13 protein-coding genes and 2 pseudogenes are annotated in these 18,381 nt (G+C 65.1%); 5 read left to right on the forward strand and 10 right to left on the reverse strand.

Annotated elements, in window-relative coordinates:
- Nucleotides 1-77: 77 nt before the first annotated feature.
- A pseudogene (locus AC07VS_RS17860) lies at nt 78-299 on the forward strand (heme-binding protein); the annotation flags it as partial.
- A 292-nt stretch (nt 300-591) separates the two neighbouring features.
- Here the strand turns inward: AC07VS_RS17860 and AC07VS_RS17865 are convergent.
- From AC07VS_RS17865 to AC07VS_RS17875, 3 genes and pseudogenes are all read right to left on the reverse strand, one after another.
- A pseudogene (locus AC07VS_RS17865) lies at nt 592-714 on the reverse strand (IS3 family transposase); the annotation flags it as partial.
- Between the two features lie 110 nt (nt 715-824).
- The gene (locus AC07VS_RS17870) at nt 825-2,282 is read right to left on the reverse strand and encodes an N-acyl-D-amino-acid deacylase family protein (RefSeq protein WP_494751620.1); all 1,458 of its coding nucleotides are present in this window, start codon (nt 2,280-2,282) and stop codon (nt 825-827) included.
- Between the two features lie 8 nt (nt 2,283-2,290).
- Nucleotides 2,291-3,295, reverse strand: a complete 1,005-nt coding sequence (locus AC07VS_RS17875; protein WP_492348940.1) for a Bug family tripartite tricarboxylate transporter substrate binding protein — start codon at nt 3,293-3,295, stop codon at nt 2,291-2,293.
- A 181-nt stretch (nt 3,296-3,476) separates the two neighbouring features.
- Between AC07VS_RS17875 and AC07VS_RS17880 the strand changes: the two genes are divergently transcribed.
- Entirely contained in the window at nt 3,477-4,358 is an 882-nt protein-coding gene (locus AC07VS_RS17880) for a LysR substrate-binding domain-containing protein (protein ID WP_494751621.1), read from the forward strand.
- A gap of 50 nt (nt 4,359-4,408) precedes the next feature.
- Here AC07VS_RS17880 and AC07VS_RS17885 read toward each other — a convergent pair whose 3' ends face one another.
- Entirely contained in the window at nt 4,409-4,681 is a 273-nt protein-coding gene (locus tag AC07VS_RS17885; RefSeq protein WP_494751622.1) for a cupin domain-containing protein, read from the reverse strand.
- A gap of 291 nt (nt 4,682-4,972) precedes the next feature.
- Between AC07VS_RS17885 and AC07VS_RS17890 the strand changes: the two genes are divergently transcribed.
- The 3 genes from AC07VS_RS17890 to acnA all read left to right on the forward strand — a co-directional run bounded on the left by AC07VS_RS17890 (nt 4,973) and on the right by acnA (nt 10,452).
- Nucleotides 4,973-6,412: an NAD-dependent succinate-semialdehyde dehydrogenase gene (locus AC07VS_RS17890; RefSeq protein ID WP_492349005.1), complete on the forward strand. Its 1,440-nt coding sequence runs from the start codon at nt 4,973-4,975 to the stop codon at nt 6,410-6,412.
- Nucleotides 6,413-6,468: 56 nt separating this feature from the next.
- Complete coding sequence (locus tag AC07VS_RS17895; RefSeq protein ID WP_494751623.1) at nt 6,469-7,350, forward strand: glycosyltransferase family 32 protein; 882 nt, start codon at nt 6,469-6,471, stop codon at nt 7,348-7,350.
- 303 nt (nt 7,351-7,653) lie between these two features.
- A complete protein-coding gene (gene acnA / locus AC07VS_RS17900) occupies nt 7,654-10,452 on the forward strand; it encodes an aconitate hydratase AcnA (RefSeq protein WP_494751624.1) in 2,799 nt (932 codons plus the stop codon).
- 331 nt (nt 10,453-10,783) lie between these two features.
- On the opposite strand, the gene AC07VS_RS17905 is transcribed toward acnA, so the two are convergent.
- The 6 genes from AC07VS_RS17905 to AC07VS_RS17930 all read right to left on the reverse strand — a co-directional run bounded on the left by AC07VS_RS17905 (nt 10,784) and on the right by AC07VS_RS17930 (nt 18,182).
- Entirely contained in the window at nt 10,784-13,390 is a 2,607-nt protein-coding gene (locus tag AC07VS_RS17905) for a chemotaxis protein CheW (RefSeq protein WP_494751625.1), read from the reverse strand.
- A gap of 217 nt (nt 13,391-13,607) precedes the next feature.
- A complete protein-coding gene (locus AC07VS_RS17910) occupies nt 13,608-14,366 on the reverse strand; it encodes an ABC transporter ATP-binding protein (protein ID WP_492348946.1) in 759 nt (252 codons plus the stop codon).
- Nucleotides 14,367-14,368: 2 nt separating this feature from the next.
- Nucleotides 14,369-15,115 (reverse strand): ABC transporter ATP-binding protein, encoded by a 747-nt coding sequence (locus tag AC07VS_RS17915; RefSeq protein WP_492349006.1) that lies wholly within the window; start codon nt 15,113-15,115, stop codon nt 14,369-14,371.
- A 5-nt stretch (nt 15,116-15,120) separates the two neighbouring features.
- Nucleotides 15,121-16,110, reverse strand: a complete 990-nt coding sequence (locus AC07VS_RS17920) for a branched-chain amino acid ABC transporter permease (protein WP_494751626.1) — start codon at nt 16,108-16,110, stop codon at nt 15,121-15,123.
- Entirely contained in the window at nt 16,107-16,982 is an 876-nt protein-coding gene (locus AC07VS_RS17925) for a branched-chain amino acid ABC transporter permease (protein WP_492348948.1), read from the reverse strand. The genes AC07VS_RS17920 and AC07VS_RS17925 overlap by 4 nt, the downstream gene beginning before the upstream one ends.
- A 60-nt stretch (nt 16,983-17,042) precedes the next feature.
- Nucleotides 17,043-18,182: an ABC transporter substrate-binding protein gene (locus tag AC07VS_RS17930; RefSeq protein WP_492349007.1), complete on the reverse strand. Its 1,140-nt coding sequence runs from the start codon at nt 18,180-18,182 to the stop codon at nt 17,043-17,045.
- Between the last annotated feature and the right edge of the window lie 199 nt (nt 18,183-18,381).

The following is an 18,381-nucleotide window of genomic DNA, read 5'->3' on the forward strand; positions in this document are numbered from 1 at the left end:
CGATGGTGGCCTGACTTAAACCAAACAGCCTCCTCGAAACCCGGGGCGATTCAGTTTTCGGTGCTACAGCGACATCTGCGCTGGCAGACCGCATCAACAAGACACCCACTGGACCGGCGATGACAACCGTCAACAACATCATTCTGCTGGCAGGTGGCGTCGCGCTGAAATCAGGGGATGAGATCCTTGCTGCAATTGGTGTCGGTGGTGCACCTGGCGGTCAACTCGACGAAGCTTGTGCCGCTACTGGTGCGGCAAAGATTGCTGAACGGCTGAACGCGCTTTCTGTCCGTCCCTGAAGACTTGCGCGTAGAAAGTCAGCTACCTTGCCGTTACGACCAAAGCGATGCTTGGCTCCGTCATGGAGATGCTTTTAATAAGGGCGCTATCTCTCGTCAGCGCCCCTTCAATGAGGCGTTTGGAACCTGGGCCTGGTCATCGAACCAGGCCCCTTGGGCAAGGCCCGCTTGGTATTGACCACAGGGAGCCCTTGCGCACGTCGGTCCCTGGTGACGAGGGCACAAGCTCGGCGGTAGCCGTGGCTGCTCAGTTCGGCATTGTGCTGGAGGCTCCCCTGGATCCACTCGTCGTCACCGGTCGACCTTGGGCAACAAGGGCGAGTGCGCAACCCACTTTTTGGCGTCCGAAATAACCCACGGCATCCTTGAGAATTTCATTCTTCAAGGTCTTCTTGCCCAGCATGCGTTGGAGCTTGACAGCAACACCTTCTTGTCGGGCCACGAGCGGCACCGGCATCCCGGGTACACAGGTGCCCATGGCCAGGGCGGCTTCATCCTCAAAGATAAGCGATGAACCGTGTCCTGTCATTCAAGAGGCCGTTTCAGGGCCGGCCGATGGCGCCGCAGCACCTGGCCCGCATGGGCGTGGACAGTGAGGCCGCGTTCACAGGCGAGGTGGCCGTTGACGAAGACCCACTCGATCCCGGTGCTGGGGGTGGTCGGGTGCTCGAAGGTGGCACGGTCGGCCACCGTGGCCTCGTCAAAAACCACGATGTCGGCCGCATGGCCGGGGGCGATCAGCCCCCGGTCGCCCAGGCCGAAGCGGCGGGCGCTGAGCCCGGTCATCTTGTGCACGGCGGTCTCCAGCGAAAACAGGCGCCGCTCGCGCGCATAGTGCCCCAGCACCCGAGGAAAGGTACCCCACAGGCGTGGGTGGGGCACGGCGTCGTGCGCCAGCCCGTCCGAGCCCACCATGGTCAAGGGGTGCGCCAGAATCCGCTGCACATCCGACTCGTCCATCGCAAAGTAAATGGCCCCCGCGGGCGACAAGGTGTCCACCAGCGATTCGGCGGAACATCCGCGCTCCCGGGCCAGCTCGAACAGCGAGCGGCCTGCGGCACCGGGGTCGCCGACGGACCATGTCACCAGCACCTCCCGGGATTGACTCACCCGGTGGGCCAGCAGCATGGTCGACGACGCTGCGTAGGGATAGCAGTCCATGCACACGGCCTGTCGCTGCGCCGCCGCGTCCACGGTGGCCAGGGTCTGCACCGAGCGGCCGTGGTTGCGTTGGCCAATGAGCTTGTGATGCGACAGGACGGTGTCGATGCCCAGGGCCGCACCGATGTGCAGAGCCTCCCGCAGCGCTTCATCGATGTGGTCGGCCTCGTCACGGATGTGCATGGTGATCAGGCCCCGTGCTGCGGTCAGCGGAGCACCCACGGCAATCACCTCCTCGGCCGTGGCTGCACGCGCCGGGGGGTAGTACAAACCGGTGGACAGGCCGAAGGCGCCCGCGTCCATGGCCCGGGCCAGGTCCTGTGCCATGCGCTCTGCCTCTTGCGCCGTGGCCGCCCGTTGCAGGTCCGGCACGTGGCGAACCCGCAAGGTGGAATGTCCCACCAGGCACACCGCGTTCAGGGCGGGGCGAGCCGCCTCCAGGGCACTCAGGTAGTCGGCAAAGTGTTCGTAACGCCAGTCTTCTGTCCCCAGCAGGTCCAGGGGGGCGGGAGGGGCTTGGGGGCTGGACAGTGGCGCCAGGCTGATGCCGCAGTTGCCGGTCACCACGGTGGTCACCCCCTGGGTGAGTTTGGGGTGGGGGCCCTCAGGCTCGGTCAGCAGCAAACGGTCGTCGTGGGTGTGCACATCGATGAAGCCGGGGCAGACGATGTGGCCGCGGGCATCGTGTCGCGTGGCTGCGGCCCGGCCCTCCAGGTCGCCGACGGCGGCGATGTACCCGTCGACAACCCCCACGTCGGCGCGCACGCGGACGGCGCCTGTGCCATCCACCACGCTGCCACCTGCAATGATCAGATCGAACATGGGCGGCCTCATCCCACCTGGGCGCCAGAGCGCTTGACCAGGTCGGCCCACAGGGGCGATTCCTTGCGTGCCCGTTCGCTCAGTCGATCGGGTGGGCCTGGCGTCAGCTCGAAACCGATGGCTGCGTATTTCTCCAGCATCAAGGGCTGGCTCAGGGCCTCGTTCATCGCCTTGTTGAGCAGCGTTGCGATGCTCCGGGGCGTGCCAGGTGGCGCCACGAAGCCGCCCCAGCCCACGGTCTCGTAGCCCTTCACGCCGGCCTCGGCCACCGTCGGGGTCTGCGGCAGTTGCGGGCTGCGTGCGGCCCCCGTCACGGCCAGCACGCGCACCCGGCCTGCCAGGATGTGGGGCAGGATCGAACTCAGGTTGTCGAACATCAGATCGACCATTCCCCCCATCAGGTCCGTGATCGCCTGGGGGCTGCCTTTGTAGGGGACATGGGTCATGGCGGTCTGGGTCAGGGTCTTGAACAGCTCGCCGCTCAGGTGGCCGGTGGTGCCGCTGCCGCTGGAGGCCACGCTCAGCACGCCAGGCTTGCTGCGTGCCAGCGCGATCAGCTCGGCCACGCTTTGCGCCGGCAGATCTTTGCGAACCACCAGGGCGTTCTGCACAAAGCCGATCAGGCCCACCGGCACCAGTGCATCCGGGTCATAGGGCAGCTTGGCGTACAGGGCCTTGTTGATGGCCAGTGTGCCCACGTTGGCATAGCCCAGGGTGTAGCCATCGGGCGAGGATCGGTACACCTCTGCCATGCCGATGTTGCCGCTGGCGCCGGGCTTGTTGTCCACCACAAAGGGCTGGCCTAAACCCTTGCCCAGCTCCTGGGTCAGCAGGCGGCAGACCGCATCCGGCGATCCCCCTGCTGCCGAAGGCACCACCAGCCGGATGGGTTTGTCCGGATAGCCTGTCGCCGCCCGCAGCTCCAGGGGCAGCAAGGCACTGACCGAAGCGGCCGTGACGGACTCAAGCCAGCGGCGGCGAGACCGGGCGGAGGGGCAAAGCGGTGTATTCATCGTGGCATTCCCGAAAGGGTTGAGTGGGCTGATGACGGTGAATGCTAGGGATGCCGATCCGTGCCGACAAACCATGTTTTCTGATCCTGGCATGTCTTTTTCTCATGCATCTTTTTGATCCATGCGGAGATACTCCCTATCTGATGCACGTTGTATGTGCATTTTTCATGGATGGATCCTGATGTACCGTGCCCCCTCCACCATGTCCCTGCTGTGTTTTGAGGCCAGCGCCCGCCTGGGATCCTTCACGGCGGCGGCGCAAGACCTGCACCTCACCCAGGGCGCCGTGAGCCGCCAGATCCAGGCCCTGGAAGCGCGTCTGGAGGTTCGGCTGTTCACCCGGCGCCGCGAATCCCTGTTGCTCACCGATGCCGGGCGCTATTACCTGGACGAGATCACCCCGCTGTTGCGTCGCCTGGAGCGGGCCACTGTTCATGTCACGGCATTCAAGGGTCGCGGTGGCGAGCTTTCGCTGTCGGTGGGGGCCTCGGTGGGGGCGTACTGGTTGATCCCGCGGCTGCCCGCCTTCACCCGCGCCCACGGCGAGATCACGCTGAGCCTGAGCACGCGCGTGGGCCCGGCAGATTTCAAGTCGGGGGCCATCGACGCGTCGCTTGAGTTCGGTGACGGCCAGCGCCCTGGTCTTTGCAGCGACTTTGTCACCGCGCTGGACCTGGCCCCCTACGCCGCCACCTCGTGGGTGGCACGCCACGGCACTCGCCTCTCGGCCACCACGCCCGACAGTGCCCTGTTGCACCATCACACCCTGCCCGATGCCTGGGAGCTGTGGTTTCGGGCCGAGCAGATCGAGGCCACTCCGGGCCGCTCCGGGCCGCGTTTCGAGATCATGTCCATGGCCCTCAACGCGGCCGTGGCCGGGCTGGGGGTGGTGCTTCTACCGCCCTACATGGCGGAAGACATGGTGCAGGCCGGGCGACTCATGCGCCTGTCCTCGCAGACCTGGCGCTATGCCAAGGGGTATTACCTGGTCTACCCGCCCGATGCGGCCCGCCTGCCGGCTTTGCAGACCTTCAAGAGTTGGTTGATGGGCCTGGCGACGTGATCTGGCCTGTGCTGTCGCAGCAGCTCAAGCGCTTTCATGGCACTCGGGCTTCAGCGCCGCGCCACCCAATACACCGCGCCCTGGTCGCCATAGCGCTCATCGTGGGGCACGTCCGCGGCCAGCTCGAAGCGATCGCCGGCCTGCAGGTGTTGGGTCTCGCCCCCCACCGTCAACCACATCTCGCCCTCGGTCACCAAGGCCTTGGCCTCGAAGGGGTGGGTGTGCATGGGCACCACTTGTTGGGGTTGCCAGCGCCGCTCCAGCACCTCGGCGAAGCCTTGGGCCAGTGACTGGTCGCGAAAGTGTTCAAAGGTCTCCGGCATGGGATCTCCTGCGGGGTGGGGTGGGGGTTGGCCGAAATTATCCGGTGCACACGCCATTCGTCTTATTGATTGACCCTATGTCTGAAATGGCGCGAAAACCCTTGACCAGACGCAAGCCTGATCAGGCTGGAGGTTGCTGCCTGCAGAAATGCTGGCAAGCCGGCATACTCAGCAGCTTGCGAGAAGCGTGCACCCCTTGTCGGGTGAGCGGGCCGGCCTGGTGCGGGCCCCGCTGCTGCTTGGGCGGCCGGCTTTCTGTTTCCCATGAACCTGCATCATCCCGAGCCGCACATGACCTACCCCAACACCCAACTCTTCATCCGTGGCCAATGGCTGGACGCCGCCGACGGCAAGACCCTGGCCGTCAACAACCCGGCCACGGGCCAGGAAATCGGCCGTGTGGCCCATGCCAGCCGGGTCGACCTGGACCAGGCCTTGCTGGCCGCCCAGGATGGCTTTGCCCTCTGGCGTGACACCCCGGCCATCGAGCGCAACAAGGTCATGCGCCGCGCTGCCGCCCTGATGCGCGAGCGCGCCGGCGACATTGCCGCGCTGCTGACGCAGGAGCAGGGCAAGCCCCTGCCCGAGGCCAAGGTCGAAGCCATGGCGGCGGCCGACATCATCGAGTGGTTTGCCGATGAAGGACTGCGCGTGTACGGCCGCATCGTGCCCTCGCGCGGCAACCTGGCCATCCGCCAGATGGTGCTGAAGGACCCTGTCGGCCCGGTGGCCGCCTTCACGCCCTGGAACTTCCCCATCAACCAGGTGGTGCGCAAGCTGGCCGCGGCACTGGCCACCGGCTGCTCGATGATCGTCAAGGCCCCTGAGGAAACCCCGGCTGCGCCTGCGCAATTGATCCGTGCCTTTGCCGACGCCGGCCTGCCTGCGGGCGTGCTGGGCCTGGTCTATGGCAACCCGGCCGAGATCTCCAGCTACCTGATCGCCCACCCGGTGATCCGCAAGATCACCTTCACCGGCTCCACCCCGGTGGGCAAGCAACTGGCGGCCCTGGCCGGCCAGCACATGAAGCGCGTCACCATGGAATTGGGTGGTCACGCTCCGGTGATCGTGGCCGAGGACGCCGACATCGCCCTGGCCGTCAAGTCGGCCGGCGCGGCCAAGTTCCGCAATGCGGGCCAGGTCTGCATCTCGCCCACCCGCTTCCTGGTGCATGAAAGCATCACCAAGGACTTTGCCGCCGCCCTGGTGGCGCACGCCCAGTCGCTGAAGGTGGGCAATGGCCAGGACGAGGGCGTGCAGATGGGCCCCTTGGCCAACCCGCGCCGCGTGACCGCCATGGCCGAGTTCACCCAGGATGCCGTGCAACAAGGGGCCACCGTGGCCTACGGCGGTGCCCGCATCGGTGAGGCGGGCAACTTCTGGCAGCCCACCGTCCTGACCGACGTGCCGCTCAACGCCAAGGTGTTCAATGACGAGCCCTTCGGCCCGATGGCTGCCATCCGCAGCTTCAACACCCTGGAAGACGCGATTGCCGAAGCCAACCGCCTGCCCTTCGGACTGGCGGGTTATGCCTTCACGCGCTCGCTCAAGAACGCCGACTTGCTCTCGCGCAAGGTGGAAGTGGGCATGCTGTGGGTCAACATGCCGGCCATGCCTTCGGCCGAAATGCCTTTCGGCGGCATCAAGGATTCGGGCTACGGCTCGGAAGGCGGCCCCGAGGCCATGGAGGCCTACCTCAACACCCGCTCCGTGGCCGTGATGAACGCCTGAGCAGCCTGGGCCGGGTGGGCGGCAACGGGGTCGAAAGCTGCCAAAATCACGGCGCTATGACCCGCCCCCACCCGGACTCCGACGATCTGACCCACGCCCCTCTGCCCGATGCGGCGGGCCGGGTCAGCCGCAAGATCTTCCACTGCGTGCCCGATGCCGGGCAACTGCCGGAATCGATCCAGCTCAACCTGCAGCAACTGCAGGCGCAAAACCCGGGCTGGGAGCAGCTCATCATGGACGACCGGCGCCAGGCTGAATTCATCCAGGCCTGGGGTTCGCCTCGGCTGCAGGCGGCCTACCAGCGGCTCAACCCGGCCTACGGGCCGGCGCGGGCCGATCTGTTCCGCTACTTTGCGCTGTATGTGATGGGCGGTGTCTACTTCGACCAGAAAAGCGGTCTGCTAGGGCCGCTCGATGCGCTGCTTCAGCCCGACGACCAATACCTCGTGGGGGACGGTGGCGACACCGTGCACCCCGAGCTGGCCGACACCGTGGGCGGCGAGTACATCCAGTGGTTCCTGGCTGCCGCGCCACGCCACCCCTTGCTGGCCGCGGTGCTGCACCAGGTGTTGCAGCGCATCGAGCAGTATTCACCGCTGCGCGAAGGCGTGGGCAAGATGGGCGTGCTGCGCGTCACCGGCCCCATCGCCTACACCCAGGCCCTGGCCCCGGCCTTGTCGCAACACCCGCACCGCAGCATCGTGGCGCAACAGGTGGGCCTGCGCTACACCACGCTGGCGCGTGAGACCTCGCACATGCAGCTGGCCGGGCGCCGGCATTACAGCGAACTCACGGCCCCGGTGGTGCTGGCCGACCCGGCCTGGTCTCTGGGGCGTCGTCTGCGTTGGGAAGGGGCGGCCTTGCTGGCCGCCGTGCCCGAGCGCCTGCGCATTCTCAACCGGCAGCGGGTGGCGCGGCGCCGACAGGCCCAGGCCTGATCGGGCCATCACAAGCTGTCCGGCCGTCACGCCATCGCCTTGCGTGTCCCGCGCAGGGGCTGCTGGATGGGCGTGTGCTTTGTCTCCGGCTTCTGAATAGACCCAGCCCAACAGGGCCTTTGGACCTGGATTGGGCCGTGGAACCGTTCCCGGCTACAGTCAAGCACGGGCCAAATGAATCCTGCGCAACACCAGAACCATGGGTTGGCCATCCAGCGCCCACCTGCCGCCTGAGAGCCGGGTCATGCACTGCGGTTTTCACGGGCAAGCTCTGTTCCCTGCGTTTCACCCAGGAGTCTCTCCATGCGTCACGAATTCGAAAATACCCTCCAGTCCTTTGCCCTGGCGAATGGGTCGGTGGGGCAGTTCTTCTCGCTTCCTGAACTGGCCAAGCAATATCCACAGATCCGGCGTTTGCCTGTGTCGCTGCGCATCGTGTTGGAGTCGGTGCTGCGCCACTGCGATGGCAAAAAGCTGACGCGTGAGCATGTGGAGCAACTGGCCCGCTGGACACCGCGAGCCGAGCGTGTGGACGAGATCCCATTCGTGGTGGCGCGCGTGGTCTTGCAGGATTTCACGGGCGTGCCTTTGCTGGCTGACCTGGCCGCCATGCGCAGCACGGCCACGCGACTGGGTAAGAGCCCCCAGTTGATCGAGCCGCTGGTACCCGTGGACTTGGTGGTGGACCATTCCATCATGGTCGACTACTTCGGCACCAAGACCGCGCTGGATCTGAACATGAAGCTTGAGTTCCAGCGCAACAAGGAGCGCTACCAGTTCATGAAGTGGGGCATGCAGGCCTTCGACACCTTCGGCGTGGTCCCTCCCGGCTTTGGCATCGTGCACCAAGTGAACCTGGAGTACCTGGCGCGAGGCGTGCACAAGACCCAGGACGGGGTTTATTACCCCGACACCCTGGTGGGCACGGACAGCCACACGACCATGATCAACGGGATCGGTGTGGTGGGGTGGGGCGTGGGCGGCATCGAGGCAGAGGCCGCCATGCTGGGGCAGCCCGTGTATGTTCTGACACCCGACGTGGTGGGCTTTGAGCTCACCGGGCAGCTGCGCGAGGGCGTCACCGCCACCGATTTGGTGCTCTGCGTGACCGACATCCTGCGCCGCGAGAAGGTGGTCGGCAAATTTGTCGAGTTCTTTGGCGAAGGCACCCGCACATTGACGCTGCCGGACCGTGCCACCATCGGCAACATGGCCCCGGAATACGGTGCCACCATGGGGTTTTTTCCGGTCGATGAGAAGACCCTGGATTACTTCCGTGGCACGGGTCGAAGCCAGGACGAGATCGAGGCATTCGAGCGCTACTTTCGTGCCCAGGAGCTGTTCGGTGTGCCCAGCGCGGGGGACATTGATTACTCCCAGGTGGTGCGCCTCCAACTGGACACGGTGGTGCCCAGCGTGGCCGGGCCCAAGCGGCCGCAAGACCGCATCGAGCTGGGCAAGGTCTCGGCCACGTTTGATGAGTTGTTTGGCGCGCCTGCGGCGCAAAACGGTTTCAATCAGCCGCTGGACCGATTGGGCCAGCGTTTCCGCATCGGGGGCCCTGCCAGCGAAAGCGCGGCCATGCAGAGCGAGGCGCCGGCGCTTGGGCCCGACGCAAACCTGAGCGGCAGCGTTGCCAACGGCGATGTGCTGATCGCCGCCATCACCAGCTGCACCAACACCTCCAACCCCAGCGTGATGCTGGCGGCCGGCTTGCTGGCCAAGAAGGCGGTGGAGGCCGGGCTCCGAGTGTCGCCGCACGTCAAGACCTCCCTGGCGCCGGGGTCGCGCGTGGTCACTGAATACCTGGCCGAGGCGGGCCTGTTGCCCTACCTGGAAACGCTGGGCTTTTCGGTCGTCGGCTACGGCTGCACCACCTGCATCGGCAACGCGGGTGATCTGACGCCCGAACTCAATGAGGCCATCACCCACAACAACCTGGTGTGCTCCGCCGTGCTCTCGGGCAATCGCAATTTCGAGGCGCGCATCCACCCCAATATCAAGGCCAACTTTCTGGCCAGCCCACCGTTGGTGGTCGCCTATGCGATCGTGGGCACGGTGCGCCGCGACTTGCTGACCCAGCCCCTGGGCCAGGGTCTGGGGGGGCGGGACATCTACCTGAGCGATATCTGGCCGAGCAGCGATGAGATCGAGGCGCTGATGGCGTGCGCCATGAATGCAAAGGCTTTTCGTGCGAACTACGAGAAAGTCAAATCGGTGCCAGGCCCACTCTGGGAGCAGATTCATGGCGTGACGGGCGCCACCTATGTCTGGCCTGCCAGCACCTACATCGCCGAGCCGCCGTTCTTCAGCGGCTTTCAGCTCAAGCTGCAGGAGGCTGCGGGCCAGGACCGCCCCCACCCTTCCTACGCCGTGCAGGGCGCGCGCGTGATGGCGCTGTTCGGCGACTCCATCACCACGGATCACATTTCACCCGCCGGTTCCATCAAGGAAAGCTCCCCCGCAGGCCAGTGGTTGTTGGCCCATGGTGTGCAAAAAGCAGACTTCAACAGCTACGGCTCGCGCCGTGGCAACCATGAGGTGATGGTGCGCGGGACCTTCGCCAATGTGCGGATCAAGAACCTGATGATTCCCGCCCAGTCCGATGGCTCGCGCGAGGAGGGGGGCTTGACGCTGTACCGTGACGTGACGGGCAAGGCCACCCAGATGGCCATCTACGAGGCGGCCATGAAGTACCAGTCCGAGGGGCGGGCCACCGTGGTATTGGCCGGTGAAGAGTACGGGACAGGCTCCAGCCGCGACTGGGCGGCCAAGGGCACGCAACTGCTGGGGATCAAGGCGGTGGTGGCGCGCAGCTTTGAACGCATTCACCGCTCCAACCTCGTCGGCATGGGCGTGTTGCCCTTGCAATTCCTGGGCTCGGACAGTTGGCAAACGCTGGGCCTGACCGGTGAGGAGTTCATCGACGTGCTTCCTGCGGCAGACCTCGCGCCGCAGAGCGAGGCTCAACTGGTGATCCATCACGCCGATGGCCGCCAACAGACCGTGGTGGTCAGGCTGCGCATCGACACGCCGATTGAGGCCGACTACTACAGGCATGGCGGCATACTGCCCTACGTGCTGCGGCAACTGCTGCAGTAAGGGGGCTGCCGCCCTGCTGGGCACGGCGTCGGCCCGACAGGCCACACCCTCGCAAGGCCAGCCGCCTCGGCGCAATGGGTGGATTCAACCGGTCGTGGCAACACCTTCAATCAGGCGGTGTTGGTGCGGCGGCCCGCAGGGTGACTGAAGCAATCGACGAGGTGATCAGGTCTCGGCTGGCTGCACCAACGCAGGCTTGGCATGCCTGCCCCCAAAGCCCGGCGGACGAGACACTGCCGATGTTCTGCCCCTTCGGCTACGCCACTGCGGCGGTGACGGCCGCTGCGCCATGGCGCCATGCAACGCGTTCCCGGTGAGTTGAAGGTTCTCCTCAGTCGGCCAGGGCCTCCAGGGCCTCCTCGGAGAGATCGGCTTCCTGGCGCGGTCGAGCGGCGGCTGGCCCGGGTGGCTCGATCCCGTCGATCAGCCAGTCGAACAGCCGGGGCGCGTTCACGGCCTGGATCAGCAGGCGGCCCTGGTTGGCCTTGATGACCTCGGTGGTCAGCATGGACTCGGACAGCAGGGCCAGCGGGCTGGGCTCGATGTCGGCGGGGTTGAACTGGGTCACGGCGTGCAGGTCGTCCACCAGCAGGCCCAGGGCCTGGTCGCGGTGGCGCAAGATCATCACCTGGCTGGTGGGGGTGGTGCGCGAACGCCGGCCATGCATGAGCTCGCCCAGGTCGAACACCCAGATGAAGCTGGCCTTGCCCAGGGGCGCCTGGTCGGCGCGCAGGCCCAGGATGCCGATCTGCGCCGTGCGCAAGCCCATCGAGGTGGTGCGCACCTCGGCAAAGGACACGGCTTCTTGCACGCACTCGGCGGGCAGGGCCATCAGGTTGCCGTCGCTGAAGAAGGTGGCGAATTCCAGGCCGCTGGTCTGCGCCGGGTCGTGCTCGATGAAATACGCCCGGGTGCTGGTCGGGGTCTGGGTCGAGCGCACCTCGCCGAAGTGGCGGTACACCACGGCGATCACGTCCTCACGGTAGCCATCGCTGGTCTTGAACTCGCGGTAGCCGCTGGACACCGAGCAGGCTTCGATGGCGTATTGGCCCTGGTGGGTGGTGACCCGCGACAGGTGTTGTCCGTTGTCCATCCCCAAGGCCGCGGCCGCCAGGTCGAGTTGGGATCCGATCGGATGCAGCTCGCTGGTGCTGGCCAGTACCCGGCCCTGGCGGTCGACGAACGCCGCCGCCATCTGGTCGCGCCCGCCCAGGCCGCTGTGCAGCATGTTCACCAGCTCGGGGCCAGAGTCGAACACGATGCCGATGCCCCCCACCACCTGGTCCTCGTGCTCGGGGTGGCGGATGGCCGCGTGGTAGATGTAGGTGGCCTGCCCCTCGTACAGTGGTGATGCCTCAAAGGGGCTGACATGGTAGTGCTGAGGGCTGCTCAGGGTCAGCACCTTGGACAAGGACTCCGACGAGACCGCCTGCCCGACCCATTCGGTGCCGCCCTCACCCGTGGCCGCGATGATGCAACCCTGGCGGTCATACACCACCAGGCGGGTGTACACGGTGTAGAGCTGGTTGATGTAGCCCAGGATCGTGGCGAAGCGCTCGGGGGTGTCGCCTTCAGGATGGGCCAGGCCTTGCCGCAGCTCGGGGGTCAGGGCCCACCAGCGGCAGTCGTCCGAACGTTCGTAAAGGTTGCGGTCCAGCAGGTCGACCAGCAGATGGGCCGTGAACTCGGCGTCCTGCAACGACGAGGCCAGCACGGTCTGGTAGAGGTCGTGGATGGATTGCTCAAACAACTCGTTGCTGCGATTGCCGGTCTCGCTGATCTGGTCGAGCACGGTCTTGAGTTTGAGCAGATCGCCGGTCTGCCCCGCCGTCATCACCTGTCCGTTCCAGACGATGCGCTGGATGTGCCGCGCCGCCATCATGATGTCGTGCAACGGGGGGCAGAAGGTGTCGGCATGCGACAGCAGGCCGTTGAGCAGGGCGGGGTCCAGGTTGCTCAGAAGATCACGCTCGCTGTGTCCGAAAGCCACGTCCAGCGGGATCATCACCTGGCCGAGCCAACCCGTCGGGCCCGGGTAGCCCTGGTAACCCTCGGCGCCGAAGGTGCGCACCAGGTACTCACGGCCTCCGAACAGGCGCAACTGGGGCGCGTGCTCCAGGTTCACCGGTACCTGGGCGCCCACGGGCACCCACAGCGGGTCGGCGCTGGCGATCACCTCATGGCTGGCGTCGAGCAGCAGCAGGTTGCTGCGTCGGGCCAGGTCACCGTGTGAGGCAAAGATGCCCTGCATCTCGTGTTCGAAATGAAAGCACAGGCACAACACGCCGATCACCGAGCCGGTGTCGGGGTGGTGCATGCGACGCGAGTAAATCAGGGCCTTGCGCTTGCCGGGCCGCAGGTCACTGGCGCGGAATGTCTCGATGTAGCCGTCACTGTCCAGGGTCTGTTGGATCAGCGGATCGCTGCTGTGTTCAAGTGGTGTTGCTGGGTCAATTTGCACCAGCACGTTGCCGGCGGTGTCCAGCAGGATGATTTCGTCATAGACCGTGTACTTGCTGCGGTACTCGCACAGTCGATGGTAGATGCGGCCGCGTTCATCATGCTGGCCGGCCACGAAGCTGCACAGTTCCCGGTCCGTGGCGAGAAAGCCCACATCGGCCGTGCGTTCGTACAGGTTGCGCACCACGATGTCGATCACGTACTGGGCCTTGGTGCCGATCTCGGTCAGCACGTGGCTCACCTTCTCCTGCACCAGGCTGCGCACCAGCTCCTTTTCGAGTTTTGCAAAGCTGCTGCGGGTGGCCGCCATGGTGGGCAGGATGGCGCGAGCCTCTTGTGGGCAGTTCATCTTGGCCGAGGCCTCGATGATGCGCCACATCAGGTTGAGTTCTTGCAGAGAGCGCTCGCATCGGCCCACGTCCCGCATGTGGGGCATGAACACTTCGGTCTGGGCAGTGGTCAGTGGGCTGGCTGGCATGGCGTTCCTTCTCGAGCATCAGTGGCTCTTCTGAAGGGGTTGCAATACTTATGCCCGCCAAATACGGGTGTTGAGCGATTTTTATGTGCTTAGTCAATCCGGTTTTGCCATATTTATTCGCAGATTGACATTGGTTTGGAGTGATGAACCAAATTGGTGCATTGATCCCTGTGTGGGTGCGTTTATTTTGATTTTGGTGCATCTTTGGCGGCATGCATCAAGCCACAAGTGGCTGTGAAGTGGTGTGTGCACCACCGAGGAACAGCCGCTCCATGTGTGGATCGCTGAGAATTTCGGCCGCCGGCCGGTGCAGCACCAGTCGGCCCGATTCCAGCGCGATCGCGTCGTCTGAATACGCCAGGGCGCTTTTCACGTTCTGCTCCACCATCAGCACGGTGGTGCCTTGCTCGGCCAGGCGACGCAGCAGCTTGAACACATCCAGCACCACCATGGGCGACAGGCCGATCGAGGGTTCATCGATCAGGATCACCTTGGGGCGCAGCAGCAGGGCGCGGCCGATCTCAAGCTGCTTTTGCTCCCCGCCCGACAGCGAGGCGGCCCGCGAGTGCAGGCGCTCCTTCACGCGGGGGAAGAACTCCAGCACCTCGGGAATGCGCTCGTGGGTGGTCTTCATGCCCAGGGTGATGCCCCCCAGCTCCAGGTTCTCGTACACGCTGAGCTGGCCGAACAGGTTGCGCCCCTGCGGCACGAAGGCAATGCCACGTGCCAGCAGCTCTTTCTGGCTGGCGCCACCGATGCTTTCACCGTTCAGCAGGATCTGGCCCTGGCGGGGCTTGAGCAGGCCGAACAAGGTCTTCAGCACGGTGGATTTGCCCGCCCCATTGGGCCCGATCAGCAGCGTGATGCTGCCGCGCCGGGCCTGGAAGGACAGGTCGTTGAGGATCATGAAATCCTTGTAGCCGGCGCTCACCTTGTCAAAGGTGATGCAGGCCTCTGTGTTGGGCATGGTGGCCATGTTCAGCTCCCCAGGTAGGCGTCCAGCACCTGTTTGTTGGCGCGGATCTCGGCCGGTGTGCCAATGGCCATCACCTGGCCCTCCACCATCACCATGATGCGGTGGCACAGGTCCATCACGAAATCCATGTTGTGTTCGATCACCACAAAGCTGCCGCGGCGGCTTTGGTTGAGTTGCTTGAGCAGGGTGCTGATGCCGCCCACCAGCGACGGGTTGACCCCGGCGCAGGGCTCGTCCAGCAGCACCAGGTCGGGCTCGCTCATGAACGCCATCGCGATGTCGACCAGCTTTTGCTGGCCGTAACTCAGCTCGCCGGCCTTCTTGTGCGCCACGTGGCGGATGTGGAACTGGTCGATCAGCGCGTCGGCCCGGGCCCCCAGGCCCGAATCGCTGGGCGCGAACATGCGGCTGAGCAGGCTGCCCTGGTGTTCCTGGGCGGCCACGATCAGGTTGTCGCGCACGCTCATCTTGCCGAACACCTGCAGGGTCTGGAAGGTGCGGCCCACGCCGCGCCGGCTCAGCGCCAGCGGCCCGAGGCGCGACACGTCCTGGCCGTGCAGCAGGATCTGCCCCTCGTCGGGCGTGATCTGGCCCAGCATGCTGTTGAACAAGGTGGTCTTGCCCGAGCCGTTGGGCCCGATGACGCCGAAGATCTCGCCGGGGCGCACCTCGAACGACACACCGCCCACGGCCTGGATCGCACCATAGGCCTTCTTCAGGCCTCTGACTTGCAGCAAGGGCTGATTCATGGGGTTCATGCCTGACCTCCGTTCGGCTGGGTTGACGCGGCGCTGGCGGCTTTGGCGGCCCGGGCGGCCGATTCCTCGCGGGACTGTCGGCGTGCCTTCAAGCGCTCGGGCACGCTCAGCAACCCATCGGGCAGCCAGATCATCAGCAACACCACGGCGGCGCCGAACACGAACAGGTACCAGGCCTGGGCGAAGCGCAGCCACTCGGGCAGGATCACACCCACGGCCGAGCCCAGCAGCGGGCCGAAGAAGTAGCCCGGGCCGCCCACCACCACCATCAGGTACATCATGATGGACGAGCCCACGGTGAAGGTGGCGGGGTCGATGAACTGCACCTGCGACGCATACAAGCCCCCGGCGATGCCGGCGTACACGGCGCCAATGGCAAAACTCATCAGCGTGTAGCTGCGGATGTCCACCCCCAGGCTTTCGGCCCGGATCGGGTTGTCGCGCAGGGCCGTGAAGGCCTTGCCCCAGGGCGAGCGCAGCAGGCCCCACAACAAGGCCCCCAGCACCACGGCAAAGGCCAGCACCAGGTAGTAATAGGCCAGGTTGCCGTCCAGGCCGGGGCGGGCGATGTCGTTGATGCCGAAGGTGCCCCCTGTCAGCCACTCTTCATTGCGCATCACCAACCAAAGAGCGGTGTTGAAGCCCAGGGTGGCAAAGGCCAGGTAGATGGTCTGCACACGCAAGGCCGGAAAGCCCAGCAGCAGGCCCACTGCAAAGCACAGCAGGGCGGCCGCGGGCAGGCCGATCCAGAAGCTGATGCCGGCCTTGAGCAAGATGGCCACCGTGTAGGCCCCGATGCCAAAGAAGGCCGCGTGGCCCAGCGACTTCTGCCCCGCATACCCCACCGTGAGGTTCAGCCCCATGGTGGCAATGGTGAACACCAGCCAGGTGGTGAACAGGTGGATGCCGTAGTTTTTCAGGAAACCGGGCAATACCAGCATCGCGGCCAGGGCCGCGATGCCGAAGATCAGTTGCGCTTTTTTCATACCTTGCGCTCCTCTTTGCGGCCCAGCAGGCCCTGCGGCTTGAACAGGATCACGACCATGAAGATCACCAGGGCCACCGCATCCTTGTAGGCCGGCGAGATGTAGGCCGCAGCCAGGTTCTCGCACACCCCCACGATCAGCCCGCCCAGCAGGGCACCACGGCTGTTGTTGAAGCCGCCGATGATGGCGGCGAAGAAGGCCTTGTTGCCCAGGCCTTCACCCATGTCGAACTTGGCCAGGTAGGTCGGCGTGACCAGCAGCGCCGCAGCGGCGGCCAGCACCGCATTGATGGCAAAGGTGTAGAAGATCATGCGGGGCACGTTGATGCCCAGCACAGCGGCGCTTTCGGTGTTCTGGGCCACGGCCTGCATGGCGCGACCGGTCACGGTCTTGGCCAGGAAGGCCTGCGTGACCAGCACCAGGGCAATGGCCAGCACAAAGGTGCCGATGTCGCTGCCCGACAGGGTGACCCCCATCACGTCGAACACCACGTCCGGAAACACCTGCGGGAAGGGCTGAGGCTCGGCCGAGTAGCCAGCCCGCACGCCGTTGCGCAGGGCAATCGACAAGCCGATCGTGGCCACCACGATCGGCATCATCCCGTACTTGAACAGGGGGTCGACCAGGCCACGCTTGAACAGCCAGCCCAGCACCAGGCACGACAGCACGATGGCGATCGCAAAGGCCAGGTACAAAGACAGGCCCGCCTGCAGCATGGCCACCATCATGAAGGCCGGCAGCATCACGAATTCGCCCTGGGCGAAGTTGATGGTGCCGGATGCCTGCCACAGCAGGGTGAAGCCCAGGGCCACCAGCGCATAGATGCTGCCGGTGGACAGGCCACTCAGAAAGAGTTGGAGAAAGTCGGTCATCGGAGGGTCCAGACAAGGGAAAAGCCCCGGCCAGGGCCCAGGGCCCGGCCGGGCAGGCGATCACTTCTGGCGCAGCGGCGGCAGGGTTTGAACCACTTCGGCCTTGCCGTTCTTCACCTCGACCAGGAAGCTTTCGCGGTCCAGCTCGCCTTTGTCGTCAAAGCACACGTCCATCAGGATGTTGGGCTGCTGCTTGGTGGTGAAGCAGCCGCCGCGCAGGGCTGCCGCCACCGCCTTGCGGTCGAGCTTGCCCACTTTCTCGATGGCCGCCTTCAGGATGTACACACCGGTGTAGCCCTTGATGCCGTTGTGGTCCGACTCCGACTTGTACTCGGCCTTGTACTTGGCTCCGAAGGCCTTCAACTGGGGCGCATCGATGGTCAGGCCCACGTGGGCCACGGCCCCATTGGCCGCATCGCCAGCCAGCTCGATCACCTTTTGCCCGGTCAGGGTGGTCTCGCCGATCATGGGCTTCTTCCAGCCCTGTTTGCGCAATTCGCGCAGGGCGCGGGCCGATTCTTCTTCGTTGGTGTAGATCAGCACGGCATCGGCATCGCTTTGCTTGGCCTTGAGCACGGCGGCCGAAAAGTCGACCTGGCCGGCGTCGGTGGAGATGTCGGCCACCAGCTTGGTGGGCGAGCCCTCCAGCAGCTTGATCAGGCTGTCACGCCCGCCCTTGCCAAAGTCGTTGTTCACGTAAATCAGGGCCAGCTTCTGCGATTTGCTGTTCACGTAGCGCACCAGCTTCGGAAACGACACGGCTTGGCCAAACGAGGTGCGGAACACATAGGGGTTGCCCTGGGCCGTGATGGCCGCGGCCTCGCCGCCGGTGAAGTTGGGCACCTCGCCGCGCTTGCTTTCGGCCATCGACACCATGATCGAACCCGAGTACACCGGGCCGAAGATGGCAAACACCTCGTTGTCCACGGCTTTCTGGGTCAGGCCCTTGGCGACGCCCGGGTTGCTCTGGGTGTCTTCGGTGGTGTAGCTGATCTTCTTGCCCAGGATGCCGCCGCCCGCGTTGATCTCCTTGATGGCCAACTCGACCCCGTTCTTGAACAGGGTGCCCGCGGTGGTGCCCGGGCCGGACAACTCGACCAGGTTGGCGATCTTGATGCTGTCTTGAGCCTGGGCCAGGGCGGCAGCGGTCAGCAGCGCGCCCAGCAGGGTGGCTTTATGGATGGTGCGCAAGGGGGTCATGTCGGTCTCCGGTTGAGGTTCTGAAGGCGGGTCGATGGCCGTTTCGTACACACGGACCAAGGACATGGGCGCAAGCCTAGAAGGCCTCGCCAGGCGGCGGAAGCAGGGGATTCCTTGAATTGCGCGATAAACGCGCGGTTTGGGCGCAGCGGGGGCGTTTCACGGGTATCTACGGGCGCTGGTTTTTTTCGGGAACGCC

Source organism: Curvibacter sp. GW821-FHT01G03, assembly GCF_059422285.1.